Source organism: Pseudonocardia sp. Cha107L01 (genome assembly GCF_052566575.1).
Genome location: NZ_CP199579.1, coordinates 690,739 through 707,490 on the forward strand (window position 1 = coordinate 690,739; position 16,752 = coordinate 707,490).

17 protein-coding genes are annotated in these 16,752 nt (G+C 68.9%); 6 read left to right on the forward strand and 11 right to left on the reverse strand.

From position 1 onward, the window contains the following. Positions 1-22 precede the first annotated feature (22 nt). The 7 genes from ACTXG6_RS03230 to ACTXG6_RS03260 form a co-directional block, all read right to left on the reverse strand. Positions 23-1,285 (reverse strand): acyl-CoA dehydrogenase family protein, encoded by a 1,263-nt coding sequence (locus ACTXG6_RS03230; protein WP_445186268.1) that lies wholly within the window; start codon positions 1,283-1,285, stop codon positions 23-25. Continuing rightward, the gene (locus tag ACTXG6_RS03235) at positions 1,282-3,042 is read right to left on the reverse strand and encodes an AMP-binding protein (RefSeq protein ID WP_445186269.1); all 1,761 of its coding nucleotides are present in this window, start codon (positions 3,040-3,042) and stop codon (positions 1,282-1,284) included. Before ACTXG6_RS03235 ends, ACTXG6_RS03230 begins: the two co-directional genes overlap by 4 nt. A gap of 107 nt (positions 3,043-3,149) precedes the next feature. Then, positions 3,150-3,542, reverse strand: coding sequence for an ectoine synthase (locus tag ACTXG6_RS03240; protein WP_445186270.1), 393 nt, complete (start codon positions 3,540-3,542; stop codon positions 3,150-3,152). Next, positions 3,539-4,828, reverse strand: coding sequence for a diaminobutyrate--2-oxoglutarate transaminase (ectB, locus tag ACTXG6_RS03245; protein ID WP_445189893.1), 1,290 nt, complete (start codon positions 4,826-4,828; stop codon positions 3,539-3,541). Before ectB ends, ACTXG6_RS03240 begins: the two co-directional genes overlap by 4 nt. 26 nt (positions 4,829-4,854) lie before the next feature. Continuing rightward, the gene (ectA, locus tag ACTXG6_RS03250; RefSeq protein WP_445186271.1) at positions 4,855-5,403 is read right to left on the reverse strand and encodes a diaminobutyrate acetyltransferase; all 549 of its coding nucleotides are present in this window, start codon (positions 5,401-5,403) and stop codon (positions 4,855-4,857) included. A 229-nt stretch (positions 5,404-5,632) separates the two neighbouring features. Further along, positions 5,633-6,136: a hypothetical protein gene (locus tag ACTXG6_RS03255; RefSeq protein ID WP_445186272.1), complete on the reverse strand. Its 504-nt coding sequence runs from the start codon at positions 6,134-6,136 to the stop codon at positions 5,633-5,635. Positions 6,137-6,208: 72 nt separating this feature from the next. Then, on the reverse strand, positions 6,209-6,523 hold the full coding sequence (locus tag ACTXG6_RS03260; protein WP_445186273.1) for a GrpB family protein: 315 nt from the start codon (positions 6,521-6,523) through the stop codon (positions 6,209-6,211). A gap of 215 nt (positions 6,524-6,738) precedes the next feature. Here ACTXG6_RS03260 and ACTXG6_RS03265 point away from each other — a divergent pair, with 215 nt between their 5' ends. Further along, positions 6,739-7,152 carry a hypothetical protein gene (locus ACTXG6_RS03265; protein WP_445186274.1) on the forward strand — a complete coding sequence of 138 codons (414 nt, stop codon included), beginning with the start codon at positions 6,739-6,741 and terminating at the stop codon, positions 7,150-7,152. Between the two features lie 260 nt (positions 7,153-7,412). Here the strand turns inward: ACTXG6_RS03265 and ACTXG6_RS03270 are convergent, their stop codons facing one another. Next, positions 7,413-7,685 (reverse strand): hypothetical protein, encoded by a 273-nt coding sequence (locus tag ACTXG6_RS03270; RefSeq protein ID WP_445186275.1) that lies wholly within the window; start codon positions 7,683-7,685, stop codon positions 7,413-7,415. 52 nt (positions 7,686-7,737) lie between these two features. Continuing rightward, the gene (locus ACTXG6_RS03275) at positions 7,738-8,337 is read right to left on the reverse strand and encodes a TetR/AcrR family transcriptional regulator (RefSeq protein WP_445186276.1); all 600 of its coding nucleotides are present in this window, start codon (positions 8,335-8,337) and stop codon (positions 7,738-7,740) included. A 716-nt stretch (positions 8,338-9,053) separates the two neighbouring features. Between ACTXG6_RS03275 and ACTXG6_RS03280 the strand changes: the two genes are divergently transcribed. The 4 genes from ACTXG6_RS03280 (at position 9,054) to ligD (ending at position 14,053) form a co-directional block, all read left to right on the forward strand. After that, complete coding sequence (locus ACTXG6_RS03280; RefSeq protein WP_445186277.1) at positions 9,054-10,775, forward strand: ABC transporter ATP-binding protein; 1,722 nt, start codon at positions 9,054-9,056, stop codon at positions 10,773-10,775. Continuing rightward, positions 10,772-12,082, forward strand: a complete 1,311-nt coding sequence (locus tag ACTXG6_RS03285; protein WP_445186278.1) for a CYTH and CHAD domain-containing protein — start codon at positions 10,772-10,774, stop codon at positions 12,080-12,082. The genes ACTXG6_RS03280 and ACTXG6_RS03285 overlap by 4 nt, the downstream gene beginning before the upstream one ends. 150 nt (positions 12,083-12,232) lie before the next feature. Beyond that, the gene (locus ACTXG6_RS03290) at positions 12,233-13,006 is read left to right on the forward strand and encodes a class I SAM-dependent methyltransferase (RefSeq protein ID WP_445186279.1); all 774 of its coding nucleotides are present in this window, start codon (positions 12,233-12,235) and stop codon (positions 13,004-13,006) included. 78 nt (positions 13,007-13,084) lie between these two features. Next, positions 13,085-14,053, forward strand: coding sequence for a non-homologous end-joining DNA ligase (gene ligD / locus ACTXG6_RS03295; protein WP_445186280.1), 969 nt, complete (start codon positions 13,085-13,087; stop codon positions 14,051-14,053). A 43-nt stretch (positions 14,054-14,096) separates the two neighbouring features. On the opposite strand, the gene ACTXG6_RS03300 is transcribed toward ligD, so the two are convergent. Continuing rightward, positions 14,097-14,639, reverse strand: coding sequence for a TetR/AcrR family transcriptional regulator (locus ACTXG6_RS03300; RefSeq protein WP_445186281.1), 543 nt, complete (start codon positions 14,637-14,639; stop codon positions 14,097-14,099). Between the two features lie 393 nt (positions 14,640-15,032). Here ACTXG6_RS03300 and ACTXG6_RS03305 point away from each other — a divergent pair, with 393 nt between their 5' ends. Then, the gene (locus ACTXG6_RS03305) at positions 15,033-16,004 is read left to right on the forward strand and encodes an aldo/keto reductase (RefSeq protein ID WP_445186282.1); all 972 of its coding nucleotides are present in this window, start codon (positions 15,033-15,035) and stop codon (positions 16,002-16,004) included. Between the two features lie 33 nt (positions 16,005-16,037). Here ACTXG6_RS03305 and ACTXG6_RS03310 read toward each other — a convergent pair whose 3' ends face one another. Then, complete coding sequence (locus ACTXG6_RS03310; protein WP_445186283.1) at positions 16,038-16,709, reverse strand: TetR/AcrR family transcriptional regulator; 672 nt, start codon at positions 16,707-16,709, stop codon at positions 16,038-16,040. Positions 16,710-16,752: the final 43 nt, after the last annotated feature.

Consider the following 16,752-nt stretch of genomic DNA (forward strand, 5'->3'; position numbering starts at 1 on the left):
TGTGCTCCTCCTCGAGCTAGGTTCAGGAACGGGGCAGGCCGAGGCCCCGGGTGGCAATGACGTTGCGCTGGATCTCCGAGGCGCCACCGAGGAAGGTGGCGGCCACCGAGTCCAGCCGCAGGTGGGTGAAAGCGGCGTCCAGGGGGGCGACCGCGCCGGCGTCGCCTCGCCAGAGCAGGCCGTGCTGGCCGAAGACCTGGGCGCCGGTGCGCGCCAGCCGCTGGTGCAGCTCCGCGCTGAACAGCTGGTTGACCGAGGCCTCGTAGCCGGGGACCGCGCCGGCGGCCTGCTTGGAGACGGTGTAGCGGGCGATGTTGTAGAGCACCCGCACCTCGGTGTAGCGCCGGGCGATCTCACTGCGCGCACTGTTCGTCCAGCCCTCCCGCAGCTGGTCGTAGCCCACGTCCGAGCCGATGTAGTCCACCAGCTGGGCCAGCGCCTGCTCGAACTTGATGGTGGCGCCGATACCGGCCCGTTCGAAGCTCAGCGCGTCCATCGCCACGTACCAGCCGCGGTCCTGCTCGCCGACCCGGTTGGCCACCGGGATGCGCGCGTCGTCGAAGAAGATCTCGGAGAACGGGTCGGCGCCGCGCAGGTCGGTGATCGGGCGCACCGTGACCCCGGGCGTGTCGACGTCGACCAGCAGGAACGTGATACCCCGGTGTCGGGGTGCGTCCGGGTCGGTACCGGTGCGGACCAGCACGAACAACCAGTCCGCGTAGTGCCCGAGCGAGGTCCAGACCTTCTGCCCGTTGACCACGTAGTGATCACCTTGGGAGTCGGTGGAGAGGACCGCGCGGGTGCGCAGGCCGGCCAGGTCGGAGCCGGCGCCGGGCTCGGAGAAACCCTGTGCCCAGGTGCGCTCACCCCGGGCGATCGCGGGCAGGTGCTGGGCCTTCTGCTCGTCGGTGCCGTGCGCCAGCAGGGTAGGGCCGAGCAGGAACGCGCCGATCCCGTTCACCGTGGGCACCCTGGCCCGCATCATCTCCTCGTGCAGGATGAACTCCTCCATCGAGGAGAGCCCCGCGCCGCCGTACTCGGCCGGCCAGTGCGGGGTGATCCAGCGCCGCTCGGCGAGTGCCGCCGCCCAGGCCCGGGCACCCTCGCGGCGCTCCGGGTCGGCGCTGACCCGGTCGACCGGCCAGTTGTAGCCGCGTACGTCCTCCGGCTCCAGGCTCTGCTCGGCGTCCGGGTCCGGCCGGTAACCGGCCGGGAACTTCTCCCCGATGAACCGCCGCACCTCGGCCCGGAACGCGGCTTGCTCCGGGGTGTCCGCCCAGTTCATGCTGTCTCCCCGGTGATCTGGTTCCCTGTCCGGATGCCGGTCTGGCTCACGATCGCCTGGCTGACTTCGCGCCCGTTCGACAGGGGCGGCGGCGCCGCGCGGGGCGGTGGTGTCTCGCTGAGCCGGGCGTACTCCTGGCGCTGGCGGTCCCAGGTTGTCGCCGTGAAGCCTCGGGTGCCGACCGCCCGCAGCTCGTGCTTGGCCACCTTGTCGGTCGGTGTCCTCGGCAGCGCCTCGATGAACTCCAGGTACCGGGGCACCATGAAGCTGGGCAGCTTCTCCTGGCAGTAGGCGACGAGGCCGCGGTGGGTGAGCGTGGCGCCGGGGCGCAGCACGACGGCGAGCTTCACCTCTTCCTCCTCCAGCTCCGAGGGCACCCCGATGGCGGCGCACTCGAGCACCGCGGGGTGGGTGTTCACCTCGGACTCGATGTCGAAAGCGGAGATGTTCTCGCCCCGGCGGCGGATCGCGTCGGCCATCCGGTCCACGAAGTAGAAGTAGCCGTCGTCGTCGCACCAGACCCGGTCACCGGTGTGGAACCACATGTTGCGGAACGCGCTCGCGGTCGCCTCGAAGCGGCCGTAGTAGCCGGCGGTGATCACCGAGGGTTGTCTGGGGCGCAGCACCAGCTCGCCCGGCTCACCGGGCGGCAACAGCCGGTCCCAGTCGTCGACAACGCCCACCTCGAAGCGCTCCGCGTTGGCCTGCCCGCAGGAGCCGTGCCGCCACTGACCGAACGGGCTGGCCATCGGGATGCCGGCCTCGGTGCTCGTGTACGTCTCCACGGCGTGGACCCCGAACCGCTCGTAGAGCGCGGCGTCCAGCGTCGACTTACCCATGTAGAAGATCTCCAGCGGGTGGTCCTTGTCCCTCGGCGTCGGCGGCTGGTTGAGCAGGATCGGGATCATCGAGAAGACGCTCATCGCGACCTTGGCCTCGAACTGGCGCACGTCGTCCCAGAACCTCGAGGCGCTGAACCGATCGACCACAGCGACCGCGCCGCCGCACAGCAGGGCGGCCATCACCCCGTCCCACAACCCGGCGGCGTGGAACAGCGGCAGCGGGCAATAGATCTTCTTGCCCCACCGGTCCAGGAACTTCAGCGAGTCCAGCGCGCAGGTCAGCGCGAGCGCGTGCGGCACCAGAGCACCCTTGGACGGCCCGGTCGTGCCGGACGTGTACATGATCGCCAGCAGGTCGGCGAAGCTCGCCTGGTGCTCCGGCCGGTCCGCGCCGTGCACCAGCAGAGCGGCCAGGTCGACGGCGGGTTTACCCAGTTGGCCCAGCGGAGTCTCCCCGGCGGGCCCCGCGGTGCTCGCCAGCACGCTGTCGGTCCGCACGATCACCCGCAACAGGTCCGGCAGGTCGGGGGCGGCCGCCGGCAACCGGTCCGCGTACTGCCTGTCGATGATCAACGTCGAGCAGTTGGCGCTGGCCAGCACGTGACGCAGCAGCTCACCCCGGTACGCCGTGTTGACCGGTACCGCGACCGCGCCGAGCCGGGCCAACGCGAAGATCACGAATACCATCTCGGGGCAGTTCGGCAACATCACCGCGACGTGGTGGCCAGGGCGCACACCGGCCGCGATCAGTCCCTGTGCCGTCCGGTTCGACATCTCGTCCACCTCGCCGTAGGTGAACTCGCCGTCCCGGAACTGCAGGAACATCTCCGCCCGGTGCGTCTCGCCGCGTTGGTCGAGTATCTCGCCGAGCACCAGGTCTTCCAGCCGTCCGTTGTTCTCCAGGCCGTTGCGCATGACTCCTCCGCGGCGGCTCGTGGGCGGCACACCTGATCCGGTGACCGGCGGCACCCCGCCGGTCACCGGATCATCGACAGCAGCGGGCTCGCGCCCCAGAGGCAGCCCTACTCGCCCTCACGGATGAGTGGGTAGACGCCGTTCTCGTCGTGCACCTCACGGCCGGTCACCGGCGGGTTGAACACGCACACTGTGCGCATCTGCGTGGTGGGGCGCAACTGGTGCTTCTCGTTGCCGCTGAGCACGTAGATCGAACCCGGGCCGAGCTTGTAGGTCTTGTCGTTGTCCTTGTCGTACAGCTCGCCCTCACCCTCGGTGATGAACACCGCCTCGATGTGGTTCGCGTACCAGAAGTCGTTGATCGAGCCGGCGTCCAGCACCGTCTCGTGGACCGAGAAGCCGACGCCGTCGCCGGCGAGCACGATCCGCTTGCTCCGCCAGTTCGGCGTGACGATGTCCCGCTCGGTGTCGGTGATCTCGTCCAGTGTGCGCACGATCATCGTGCAACGCTCCTCACTGCGTCGGCGAAGATTTCCAGGCCCTCGTCCAGTTCGCCATCGGTGATGGTGAGAGCCGGCATGATCTTCGCGACCTCGCTCTCCGGGCCGGCGGTCTCCAAGAGCAGGCCGCGCTCGAACGCCGCGGCGGCCGTCTTGTCGGCCAGGGTGTGGTCGCCGAAGCTCAGTCCACGGGCCAGCCCGCGCCCCTTGGCGGCGAGCTCCAGCGCGGGCAGCGTCTCCACCAACCCGCGCAGGGTGGCGTCCACCGTCTCCCCCTTGGCCAGGGTGGACCGCTCCAGCCGGTCGTCGCTCCAGTACTCGCGCAGCGCGGCGGTGGCGGTGACGAAGGCGGGGTTGTTGCCGCGGAAGGTCCCGTTGTGCTCGCCGGGGCCCCACACGTCCAACTCCGGCTTGATCAACGTCAGCGCCATCGGCAGCCCGTAGCCGCTGATCGACTTGGAGATGCACACGATGTCCGGCTGGATACCGGCGATCTCGAAGCTGAAGAACGGTCCGGTCCGCCCGCAGCCCATCTGCACGTCGTCGACGATGAGCAGGATCTTGTGCCGGTTGCACAGGTCGGCCAGTCCGCGCAGCCACTCGGCGCGCGCCGGGTTGATGCCGCCCTCACCCTGCACCGTCTCCACGATCACCGCGGCCGGCTCGTTCAGGCTGCTGCCGGCGTCCTCGAGGACCCGCTCGAACCAGAGGAAGTCCGGCACCGTGCCGTCGAAGTAGTTGTCGTAGGGCATCGGGGTGGCGTGCACCAGCGGGATCCCGGCGCCACCGCGCTTCATCGAGTTCCCGGTCACCGACAGCGAACCCAGCGTCATACCGTGGAACGCGTTGGTGAAGTTGATCATTGCCTCTTTGCCGGTCACCTTGCGGGCCAGCTTGAGTGCGGACTCGACGGCGTTGGTGCCGGTCGGGCCGGGGAACTGCACCTTGTAGTCGAGCCCGCGTGGCGCAAGCACCACGTCGGTGAAAGTCCGCAGGAACTCGGCCTTCGCGGCGGTGTGCATGTCCAGCCCGTGCACCACCCCGTCGCGGGCCAGGTAGTCCAGCAGCGGGGCCTTCAGCGCCGGGTTGTTGTGCCCGTAGTTGAGCGCGCCGGCGCCGGCGAAGAAGTCCAGGTAGCTCTTGCCGTCGATGTCGGTCATCCGGCTGCCGACGGCGGTGTCGAACGCGACCGGCCAGCTACGGCAGTAGCTCCGGACCTGCGATTCTCGCTCGCTGAAGATGCTGAGCGGGTCGTGGGTCTCAGCCGGCTCGGCCAGCTTCGGCATCTGGGTCGTCGTCACGAAGGCGCTCCTCAAGATTGCCGGGCGGTATCCGGGATCGGGCCGATGCGGTATTTGTTCTCCGGCTCGTGGTCGTCGTGCTCACCCGGGGCGAGCAGCTCGCCACTGAACAGCTCATCCACCTTCACCGGCGCACCCCGGCGCTTGGCGAACTTGGTGAACAGCGCGATCGAGGCGTCGTTGTCCGGCGTGATGGTGGTCTCCAGGTGGTCCACCTCGGGCACCCGGTCGAACAGGCTGTTGAGCATCCGACCGGCCAGGCCCTGACCGCGAGCGGCGGCGTCCACCGCGACCTGCCAGACCAGCAGCGTGTTCGGCTCTTCGGGCCGGCGGTATCCGGTGACGAACCCGAGCACCCGGCGGCCGGCTCTGGCCACCACCGTCGTCTCCGCGAAGTCCCGGCACCACAGCAGGTAGGCGTACCGGGAGTTGACGTCGAGCACCTTGGAGTCGCGGGCGATGCGCCAAACCTCGACCCCGTCATCGACTGTCGGCGCCTCGATCCGGACCGGAGGCGCTTCGGATATTCGGCGTGGGGGACTTAGTTCGCTAACCTTCATGATCGCATTAGGTTAATCGGCAATCGGCCGACATGCACCCCACGTGAGCTCTCGACCAGGGAAAACAGCCCTGTTCTGTGAACAGTGCAATAAATACGTTTGGCCCCGGGGCGCTTTGGGTACCCTGTGCTCGGCGAGTTCTACGACGGCCCGCCAGCTAATGGTGCGTAATCACATTCTTACTTATTGTGAATCACCGCGAGGCAGGCGGGTCCGCCGGCGGCGTCCGTCAGGAGGCCCACTCGGTCTGCCGCGCGCCCGCGAAGTCGGTGGAGAACGCGATGTCCCTGCCCGCCTCGAGCTCCCCGATCCGACCGGTCAGCGCCGCGTGCATGGATTGGTAGGCGTCGCTGCCGAGGGTGAGCCGACGGGGTGCCGGCGAGACGTCGACCGAGGCGAGGATGGCGTCGGCGACCTTGTCCGGGTCGCCGGGCCCGCCGGCGGTGACCCCCTCAGGGGCTTCGACGTACCTGCGCAGCTGCCCGACCGGGGTGTCCGCGTAGGCGGCGAGCGCCGGGGCGACGTCCAGCGCATGCCCGAACCCGGTCCGGGCGACGCCGGGCTCGACCAGCGTGATCCCGATGCCGAACGCGGCAACCTCCAGCATGACGGACTCGAAGAATCCTTCGACGTCCAGAGCGGCCGTCCACAGTAGGTCGCCGTGCTTCTCGGCGAGGTCGGCCAGCCGTTCCGGCCGCCGGGCACCAGTGCCGCCGCCCGGCACGCTGCTCACCGAGCCGCTGTCATCGCCGCGGCCACCGCCGTGACGGACGCGTTGACCCAGGCTTGACGGTGTTCCGGCTCCCTACGGAGCGGCTCCGAGTCCCGCCAGGCGAACGCGGCGGCGGTCAGCTCGGCAACCAGATCGCGGCAGATCGGCCACGCCGACCGCGATGTCGATGACCGGTTTGGCGGCGAGGCCCGGCACGGACGTACTTCCCACGTGGTGGATGCCGCCGGTGATCCAGGGGCCGATCGCCGAGGTGATCGCCACGGCCTCCCGCTCGAACATTGCCGGCCATCGTTGGTCGTAGGCGACGAGCCGGACCGGTTCGTCGTGGCCCCCGACCGGCGGTCTCATCACCGTGCATCCCGCGGCACCTCCATCGGATCCGCCCATCGGATTTTCCCGTTCCGTTGCGGAAGGCTCTCCGTTGGCCTTATTGTCAGCACCGCTCGGTCGGCATGCTTCGGTGTGTAGTTGTCCACCTAGGTCGCCGACCAGCAGGTAGGTCTTGGTGTGACGTTGCCACGGAGACCAGGTTCATCAGCCATGTCCCTGGTCGTGCCCGCATGCGCCGCGGGCCCGTGCCCCGTACGTCTGGATTTCTTCCGATGACCTCCCCGAACACCACGAACCACCCTGCCCAGTCCGCCACCCTGATCCGATTCGTCACCGACGGCCTGATCGCCACCATCGACTCCTACCGCGCCACCCAACTCCCCCTGCACCGCCTCGCCTGGGAACTGGACAGCCGCATCGACACGCTCGCGGAACTACACCCCGCCACCCGCATCCTCACCCGGCTGCGCTGGCTGCACCGCGACATCGACAACCTGCACACCACCCTGGCCACGACCGGCCGGACACACCTGACCACCGGCGAACAGAACTCCCTCACCGTCACCCTGGTCAGCCTCCGCACCGTCCTGGCCGCCCTCGGCCCCGACGCACCACTCGACCCGGCCGGCACCGCCCACCCGAGCACCCACGCGATCGCCGTGCCGAACTACCGGCGCACCGCCTGATCGGGATGTGTATCGCTCGCCAGCCGAAGGCCACGAACTCACCGGCCGATCGACAGACCGTCTGCTTCGTCCGCCTGCTCGTCAGCGAGGCCGAGCAGGAGGGCCGCGGTCGAGCAATCATTGGCGCGGGATCGCATCGATCATCACGCCGACGGACAGACAGGGCTCCTCGGCACGATTACTCCAGCGGTGGTTCGTGCCCTGGACGCCTCGGACCGACCACGATGATGACGTCGAGGGTGTCGGCCCGCGGTCACTGATCAGCCGGGGTCCGTCTCAATGGGCGGCGGCAGTGGCTCGACGAACTCGTCGAACTCGTTGCCAGCGTTCACGCCTTCGCGGTGCCCCTCGACCCACGCCCGGTGCGCGACGAACCGCAGCGCCGTCTCGACGTCGATGTTCCCAGACTCAAGGTCATCAAGGGCCAGCCCGACGAGCATAGTGATCACATGATCTTGCCGCTGGAAGTTCCGCGACGATGCCGAATCCGACATGACGCGGAACCTATCAAGATCCTCATTAGTGGACTCCACGCCCCCTCGTCGGCGCGCCGCGGTGACCGTGGGGTACGCATCGAACAGCGCGTCAACTACCTACCAACTGGCCGACTCGGTTGAGACCCGGCGTTTCGGCTCCGACCGCATCTCTGCGGCCGATGCCGCTGAGCAGGGTGTCGACGGCGATGTCCGCGGCGCGGGCGGGATCGTGGCCGTCGAACTGCTTCGCAAGCATGGTGATGATCTGGTGCAGGAGGGCCTGGGCCATCCCGTCGGGTAGATCGGACCGGATGAGTCCCTCGTCCATGGCCCGCCGCAGGAATGCGCCGATCTGGGCACGCTGCTCGAGCATCCGGGCGTAGGACTCGGTGTCACAAGGCATCTGGTGCTGGTCGATCGGGTAACGACGAACCACCGCGATGATGCCTTCCACGAACCGGTGCAGAGCCACCGCGATCGGGGCGCTGTCCAACCGTGCGTCGATGAGCACCGCATCGACCGCGTCGAGCTTGGTCTCGAACACGGCGTCAAGAAGGGCTTCCCGGCACGCGAAGCGGCGGTAGACCGTGCGCCGGTCCACCCCGGCCTCGGCCGCGATGGTGGCGATGCTCGTGCCGGGGTCCTCGGCCAGGAGCCGAGCCCCTGTGCGGAGTACCGCGTCAAGATTCCGTTCAGCATCTGCTCGCATAGTGTTCAGACTACGCCACTGGGGCACTTATATCGATTTGAGTCACATCACAGATCCTTCTGTGGGACAAACAGACACAGGACTGTGGTATTTCCTGAGTGAAAACGTCACGATCTGGACCTTCGGGCTTCCGTGGCTGACCAGCCGCTGCTCACGGAGCTGGCCCGAGAGTATTCCCCTGTGATGGTTTTGGCGGCTTGAGTCACACTTTCGAGTCCGCTGAGATTCTAAGAGCTACAGTCCTGTGATGGTTACCGGTCGAGTTGTCACGGCGCTGGAGCGAACGGCTCCCACCGCCACCACCGGCAATGTGACCCCCTCGATCTTCGGGCTGTCCCCACGTAGGCCCGTTACCGCTTCGAACGTGAACGGACTCCCGGCCCCGGCGCGGGTGTCCGTTGTGGCTGAGCAGGCCGCCTGAAATGCAGGAGAAGAAGATGCACATCCACCGGCCCGGCAGGCGTGGCAGGCGTGGCACCGCCGCTTCGAGGACAACAACTCCGGAGACCCCCGCTTCGGAGTCGCCTGCATCGGCGACCGCCGCAGTGGGGACTCTCGGTTCAGGGACTCTCGGTTCAGGGACTCTCGGTTCAGGGACGCCCGCGTCGAAGACGGCGGATGGTCTGCCTCGGCGGGATATCGGGACGTTGCGGGAGTTGTGGCGGTTCCGGGGGTACGCCCGGCCGGAGCGGCGGCCGTTGTTGTTGGGTGTGTTGATGCGTGGTCTGGAGCTGGCCGCGGATCTGGCGACGCCGTGGCCGTTGGCCCTGGTCATTGATGACCTGCTCAAGGGTGACAGGAAGAAGGGTGGTGTGTTGCACGACGTGGCCGGTTGGTTCGGCGGGTCGGCGGTGGCGATGTTGACCATTGCCGCGGTGTCGGTGCTGCTGATCACCGCCGCGTCCGGGTTGTTCGACTATCTGGGCGACAAGTTCATGAACGGCGCGGGGGAGCGGATGACCTCCCAGATCCGTTCCGACGTGTTCGGCTATGTCGAGCGGTTGCCGATGGCCTATCACGACAAGCAGACCATCGGGGAGCTGACCAGCCGGGTCGTGTCCGACACCTCCCGGATCGAGAGCAGCCTGCTGGATCTGTTCACCGACCTCATCCCCGCCGTGCTCACCCTGGTCGGGACCGCCGCGGTGTTGTTGTCGGTCAGCTGGGAACTCGGCCTGATCGGACTGTGTGTGGCGCCGCTGGTGTATGTCACCGCGCTGCACTTCGCCCGGCTGACCCGGCGCAACGCCCGCCGCAAGCGCGCCGCCTCGGGCGCCCTGACCGGGTTCGTCACCGAGTCCCTGCAAGGCATCCGCACCACCCACGCCTTCGGTAACCAGCAGCGCCAGGACGAGCTGTTCGGCACCACCAACGACAAGTTGCTGCGCCTGGGCCTGGTCTCGGTGGATTTGTCCGCCCGGTTCAGCCCGGTCCTGCAAACCGTCGGCGCGGTCGGCACCGCCGGGGTGTTGTTCGTCGGCGGCTACGGGGCACTGCACGGCTGGTGGGCGGTCGGGATCCTGGTCGTGGTGACCAGCTACCTGAAGAACATGCTGTCCCCGATGAAGACGCTGGCCAAGCTGGCCCCCAGCTTCACCCAGGGTGCCGCCTCCGCCGAGCGGATCGCCGCCATCCTCGATCAACCCACCGAGCACGCCGGCACCGGGGAAACCCTGCCCGAGCGGGTCAGCGGGCAGATCGAGCTGCGTGACGTCGGCCTGGACTACGGCCGCGGCCCGGTGTTGGACGGACAGAACCTCACCATCAACGCCGGTGAACGGATCGCGCTGCTCGGCGACAACGGCGCCGGCAAATCCACCACCCTCTCCCTCATCGGCGGGCTCTACCGCCCCACCGCCGGACAGGTCCTGCTCGACGGCTACTCCGTGCCCGACGTCCCCGAGCACTGGCTGCACCAACAGGTCGCCATGGTCCTGCAGGACACCTTCCTGTTCTCCGGCACCCTGGCCGACAACCTGCGCTACGGCCGCCCCGACGCCACCGACGAAGAAGTCGCCCGAGTCGCCGAAGCCGCACTCGTCACCGAGTTCACCGACCGCCTACCCGACGGCCTCAACACCACCGTCGCCGCCGGCGGCATCGGCCTCTCCGGCGGCCAACGCCAACGCGTCGGCATCGCCCGAGCCCTCCTCGTCGACGCCCCCGTCGTACTGCTCGACGAACCCACCGCCGGACTCGACATCCACGCCGAACAACTCGTCGTCCAAGCACTGACCCGCCTCGTCGACGGCCGCACCGTCATCATGACCACCCACCAACCCGCCCTCACCCAACTCGCCACCCGCACCGTGCACCTACGCCGCGGCGGCACCCTCGACACCACACCCGACGCCGAGACCACCACCACCACGGACACCGGCACAGCCACCGGCACGGACACCGCCCAGGTCGAGGCCACCGCGGGAGCACTGCGATGACAACCAGCATCGAGCAACGCGGCACACATCAGGGCAGCACCACCTACTACGACACCGCGCAGCTGCGCCTGCTCGTCGCCGGGGTCACCCTGCGCCGCAGCACCGGCGACGACGAAGGCTGGCACCTGACACTGCCCACCGACACCGACATCCCGAAGGAGATCCGGCTACCACTGGGCGCCTCCAGCGACGACCCGCCGGACGAGCTGCGCGTGCTGCTGCGGGCCTACTCCCACGACGCCGAACTCACCCCGGTCGCCGAAGCCACCCACACGGAACTGGCCCGCCGACTCACCAAGAACCGCCTGCCCCGCCCCCGTCGCCCCGAAAGCCCCGCAACGGCCGGTGACGTGGTGGTCGCGGCGCTGCGCGCACAGATCCGCCAACTGCGCGCCCAGGACCCCGGGGTCCGCCAGGAACTACCCGAAGCGGTCACCCGGATGCGGGTAGCCACCCGACAACTGCGCTCGGTCCTGCACGGCTTCTCCCGGATCCTGGACACCGAACAAACCCAACCCGTCGCCGACGAGCTGAAATGGCTCGGCGCGCAACTGGCCGCCCAACACGACACCGAAGTCATGATCGAACGGTTCACCCAGGTCATCCGCGCCCTACCCGCGCACCTGATCATGGGCCCGCTGGCCAGCGACCTCGAACACTCACTGGGACAACTGGCCGAACAAGGCGAGCAGACCATCATGGCCGCCCTGAACAGCGACCGCTACCTGGCCCTGCAACACACCCTCGACGCACTGCTCGAGCACCCACCCCTGACCCGCAAAGCTGACCGGCCAGCGCAAACCGAGCTACCCAAGGCCGTGGCCAAGGCATTCCGCAAACTCGACCAACAACTCGACGCGTTCACCGCCCTACCCGCCGGCCCGGACCGCGACAACGCGCTGCACGAAGCACGCAAAATCGGCAAACGAGTCCGCTACATGACCGAGGTCGCCACCCCCATCATCGGCTCACCAGCCCGACGCCTCCGCAAACACACCAAAAAACTCCAGGACCTGCTCGGCGACTACCAGGACGCCGTCGTCGCCCGCCCAGTCCTGCGCCAACTCGCCGCCGAGGCCCACGACGAAGGACACAACGCCTTCACCTACGGCGTGCTCTACGCCCTCGAACACGCCCGGATGGAACACGTCCTGCGCGAGCTGCCCGCCCGACTCGACCGGCTGCGCGACGACCGGACCATCGCCTGGCTACACCTCAACCCCACCGGGCAACCGGACCCGACCCCTGTCACCCCACCCCGCCTGACCCTGGCACGGCAGTCACCGGAGACCTCACTCGCCGGGTGATCTCCGACGTCGTGCCGATTTCCGCGCCACGCGGCCGAACGGTGTGGGACCCTGCTCCGCATGCCGCGGCAGATGTGGCGAATGCCACTCATCGCACTCCGGGAGAGCCGTCACGCTCCGGGACGCCAGCGCGTCCCGGAGCCCATGGTCATGAACGACCCGGAGGCGGTGGCGCAGTTCCATGCCGGCGGAGTGTCGAGCACCGCCATGCTGATGGTCTACGACTTCAATGCCCGCGCGCTCGACGCGCTGCTCCCGGAGGGCGCCCGCCTGCTCGACCTCGGGGTCGGGTCCGGCCGTGCGCTCGCCCACCTCGCCCGCCACCGCCCCGACCTGCACATCACCGGAGTGGACCTGGCGCCGAACATGCTCGCCACGGCGCGCGGTCTGTTCGAGTCCGAAGCCCTCGACACCCGCGTCGCGCTCGTCGAAGCGGACTTCACGGCGCTGCCCGAATCGATCACCGAGCAGCACTGGGACGGCATCTCGTGCATGTGGACGCTGCACCAGCTACCGGACTTCGAGGTCCTGCGTGCGGCACTGCGGCAGATCGCCGCGCTGCGTGACCACACCGGCGCGGCGGTGTGGCTCTTCGACTTCGCCCGCCTGCAGGGCCCCGGCACCCTTGACTCCATGATGGCCGTCGCGGACCCGGCACTCCCGCCGGTACTGCGCCACGACGGGTTGGCCAGCGAGGCGGCCGCATTCACCCATGACGAGCTCACCGCCGAGCTGCGGGCCGCCGGGCTGGGAGAGCTGAGCTCCGGCCACGCCCGACCGATCCCGTGGCTGCAGGCGTTCTGGGCGCCGCGCGCGGACGGGCGACCGGGCGGCAGCCCGCGGTTTCGGCCCGACCGGCTGCCGGCTTCGGCACGCGGCGACTCCGCCCTGTTGCGCGCGGGCTTCACCGCGAAGCCGTTCTGAGCGAGAACGCGCTTCGGGGTGAACCGCCAGCAGCCCCGGTAGCGGACGCGGTAGCCGAGTAATCAGTACCGTTGACGGGTGCGCGACGAGTGGCCACCGGCGATAGCCCCGATGCTGGCCACCGCCCGCACGCTGCCCACCTCGGGACGCGGCTTCGGGTGGGAATGGAAGTACGACGGCGGCCGCGCGATAGCCCGCATCCGCGCCGACGGGCAGGTCCGCCTGGACTCCCGCAACGCCAAGGACTTCACCCCCGTCTTCCCCGAGGTCGCCGACGCTCTCGCCGAGGCGCTGCCGGGGCGCCGGCTGACCTTGGACGGCGAACTGATCGCCGCCAACCCGACCACCGGGGCGCCGGACTTCGCACAGCTGCAACAACGCTTCGGCACCCGCCCCTCAGCCGAGCTCCTCGCCCAGGTACCGGTCAGCTATGTCGTGTTCGACCTGCTGCACCTCGACGGCGAACCGACCGTCGACCTGCCCTACGTCGAACGCCGACGGCTGCTGACCGAGGTCGAGATCACCCATCCCCGGCTGCTCGTGCCGGCTCACCAGGTCGACGTCGACCCACATACCCTGCTGGACGTGGCCCGCGCCCACGACATCGAAGGCGTCGTCGGCAAACGCCTCGACTCCCCCTACCGACCCGGCAGGTCACCAGCCTGGCTGAAGCATGCGCTGCGCAGCCGCATCGAGGTCGTCGTCGGCGGCTGGACGCCCGGCCAGGGCAACCGCACCAACAGCCTCGGCGCGCTCCTGCTTGCTCGCCCGGCAACCGACGATCCCGCTGCGCTCGAGTTCGTCGGAGCCGTCGGCACCGGCTGGACGGCCGCCACCGCGGCGCGGCTCCTGCAGCGGCTCAAGGGGCTGGCCAGCGAGTCGAGCCCGTTCAGCGCGCCGCTGCCACGCGAGTACGCCCGCAACGCCCGCTACGTCCGGCCCGAGCTGATCGGCGACGTCGAATACCGCTCGCTAACTGGGGAGGGCTACCTACGCCACCCCAGCTGGAAGGGCCTGAGGGTGGACAAGACGCTCGCCGACCTCTGACCGCTCGCCCGGCCGGTGGCTCAGCTGGCTCCCACGACGCCGGTCAGCTCCGGCCCATTCCCTTGAGCAAGGTGTCGACGGCGATGTCCGCGGCCTGACCGGGATCGTCGTCGGGGAACCGGTGCGCGAGCAGGGCGATGATCTGGTGGAGCAGGGCCTGGGGCAACCCGTCGGGCAGGTCGGAACGGATGAGTCCCTCGTCCATGGCCCGCTGCATGAATGCGCCGACCTGGGCACGCTGGTCGAGCATCCGGGCGTACGACTCGGCGTCGTCACGCATCTGCTCCGGATCGATCGGGTAGCGACGAACCACCGCGATGATGCCCTCCACGAACCGGTGCAGAGCCACCGCGACCGGTGCGCTGTCCAACCGGGCGTCGCAGAGTACCTCGTCGACCGCCTCGAGTTTGGTGTGGACCACGGCGTCGTGCAGAGCTTCTCGACTCGCGAAACGGCGGTGGACCAGGCGCCGGCTGACTCCGGCCTCAGCCGCGATCGCGGCGATGCTCGTGCTGGGGTCCTCGGCCAGGAGCCGGGCACCCGTCTCGAGTATCGCGTCAAGATTTCGTGCCGCATCCACGCGCATAAGCTGAAAGCTACCCTCGTGTGACACTTCGGGGGATTTTGGCCACAACTGTTCGTCCCCAGAGTACCGAAGAGTAACAGTTCTGTGATGCTTCCTAGCCCAGATGGCGCAGCGACTCACCACCACCGTGGGCGACGGCGAGGACGCCCGGGGGGCCCGCGAACTCGCCGCCAGCCACTGGTACGGCGTGTACCGGCGCCCGGCGGAGCCCGACGGAGCACCCCGAGCTGACCTACGCGCACACGCCCGCCGAGTTCAACCACAGCCGGGTTCTTCTCATGATCAAACCCTGCTGAGGTTGCGTTGATCTTCAGCAGTCCACGCCCGCGCCTGCCCGACCGCTCGCACCCCCCGGCTTGACCTGGAGTGCGCTCCAAGAGGGAAGCTGGGTCCATGGAGAAACGGGTACTGGGACGGCAGGGCCTCGCGGTGTCGGAGCTCGGCCTGGGTTGCATGGGCATGAGCTTCGCGTACGGCGAGCCGAACGACGTGGAGTCGGTGGCGACCGTGCACCGCGCACTGGAGCTGGGCTGCGACTTCTTCGACACCGCCGAGGTGTACGGACCGTGGACGAACGAGGAACTGCTCGGCCGGGCGCTGGCCGACCGCCGGGAGCAGGCGGTGATCGCCACCAAGTTCGGCCACGACCTGGACGAGAACGGGCAGCGACACGGGTTGAACAGCCGCCCGGAGCACATCCGTGCGGTGACCGAGAAGTCGCTGCGCCGGCTGGGCACCGACTATGTGGACCTGCTCTACCAGCACCGGGTGGACCCCGCGGTGCCGATCGAGGACGTCGCCGGGGCGGTCGGCGAGCTGATCGAGGCCGGCAAGGTGCGCTACTTCGGGCTGTCCGAGGCCGCCGCGGCCACCATTCGGCGGGCGCACATCACCTTCCCGGTCTCCGCGGTGCAGTCCGAGTATTCGCTCTGGGAGCGGGGCCTCGACGACGAGGTGCTCCCGGCGCTCCGCGAGCTGGGCATCGGGTTGGTGGCCTATTCGCCGCTCGGCCGGGGTTTCCTGACCGGTACCGCGGTGCGCGCGGAGGAGTACCCGGCCCACGACTACCGCCGCAACGACCCCCGGTTCCAGGGCGAGCACTTCGACCAGAACGCCAAGGCCGCCGACGCGGTCCGCGAGCTGGCCGCCGCCAAGGGGGTGACCGCCGCCCAGTTGGCCCTGGCGTGGCTGCTGCAGCAGGGCCAGGACATCGTGCCGATCCCCGGTACCAAGCGGCGCACCACGCTTGAGGAGAACCTGGCGGCGGCGGACATCCAGCTCACCGAGGCCGAGCTGGACCAGCTCAAGCTGCCGGTGGCCGGCGCCCGTTACGCCGACGCGATGCTGCGCGCGGTCAACCTCTGAGCCGGGGCGGCGGGCCCACCGGCCCGTTCCCGGTCAGCCCCCGTCCGCGGCCGGGGAGGGCCGGGCGGGGGACGCGGCGATGCCCGGCCACAGTACGTTGACCACCCGCTCGGCGAGGTGTCCGCGATCCTCCTCGGCACGCAGGAATGCGGCGTAGTAGCTGCCGAAGCACATGGTGGCGATCGTGTGGACGTCGATGTCGGCGCGCACCTCGCCGCGTTCCCGCAGGTCCGCCAGCACGCGTTCGACCAACTTCACCCTGGGTTCGACCGCGTGCTCGACCACGACCGCGAGCAGTTCCGGGGTGCGGATGGTCTCGGCCATGAAGTTGCCCATCAGCACCATGGCATCCGGGTTGAAGTAGCACGGATCGACCCGGCGGACAGCTTCGGTGAACGCCTCGAGGGGCGACAGCTCCTCGAGGCGCGGGTTCGGGTAGGTGTCGCCCTGGGCTCGGAACCCGTAGTCGAGTGCATCGATGGTCAGCTCGAGCTTGCCTGCCCAACGCCGGTAGATCGTAGGCCGGGAGACCCCGGCGTCGGTGGCGATGTCGGCGATGGTCATGGCCGAGTAGCCGTCCAGGACGAGTCGGCGGCGGGTGGCACGAATGATCACCTCGTCGAGCGCGGGGTCGCGGGGGCGACCGCCGCGAGAGGCCGCCGGCGTTTCGTCCACGTGCCCGGTGCTGCGCCCTACGTCCGTCATAGCTGCATTCTCGAGCACGAGAGATCTCGCTCGCAGTTAAGTT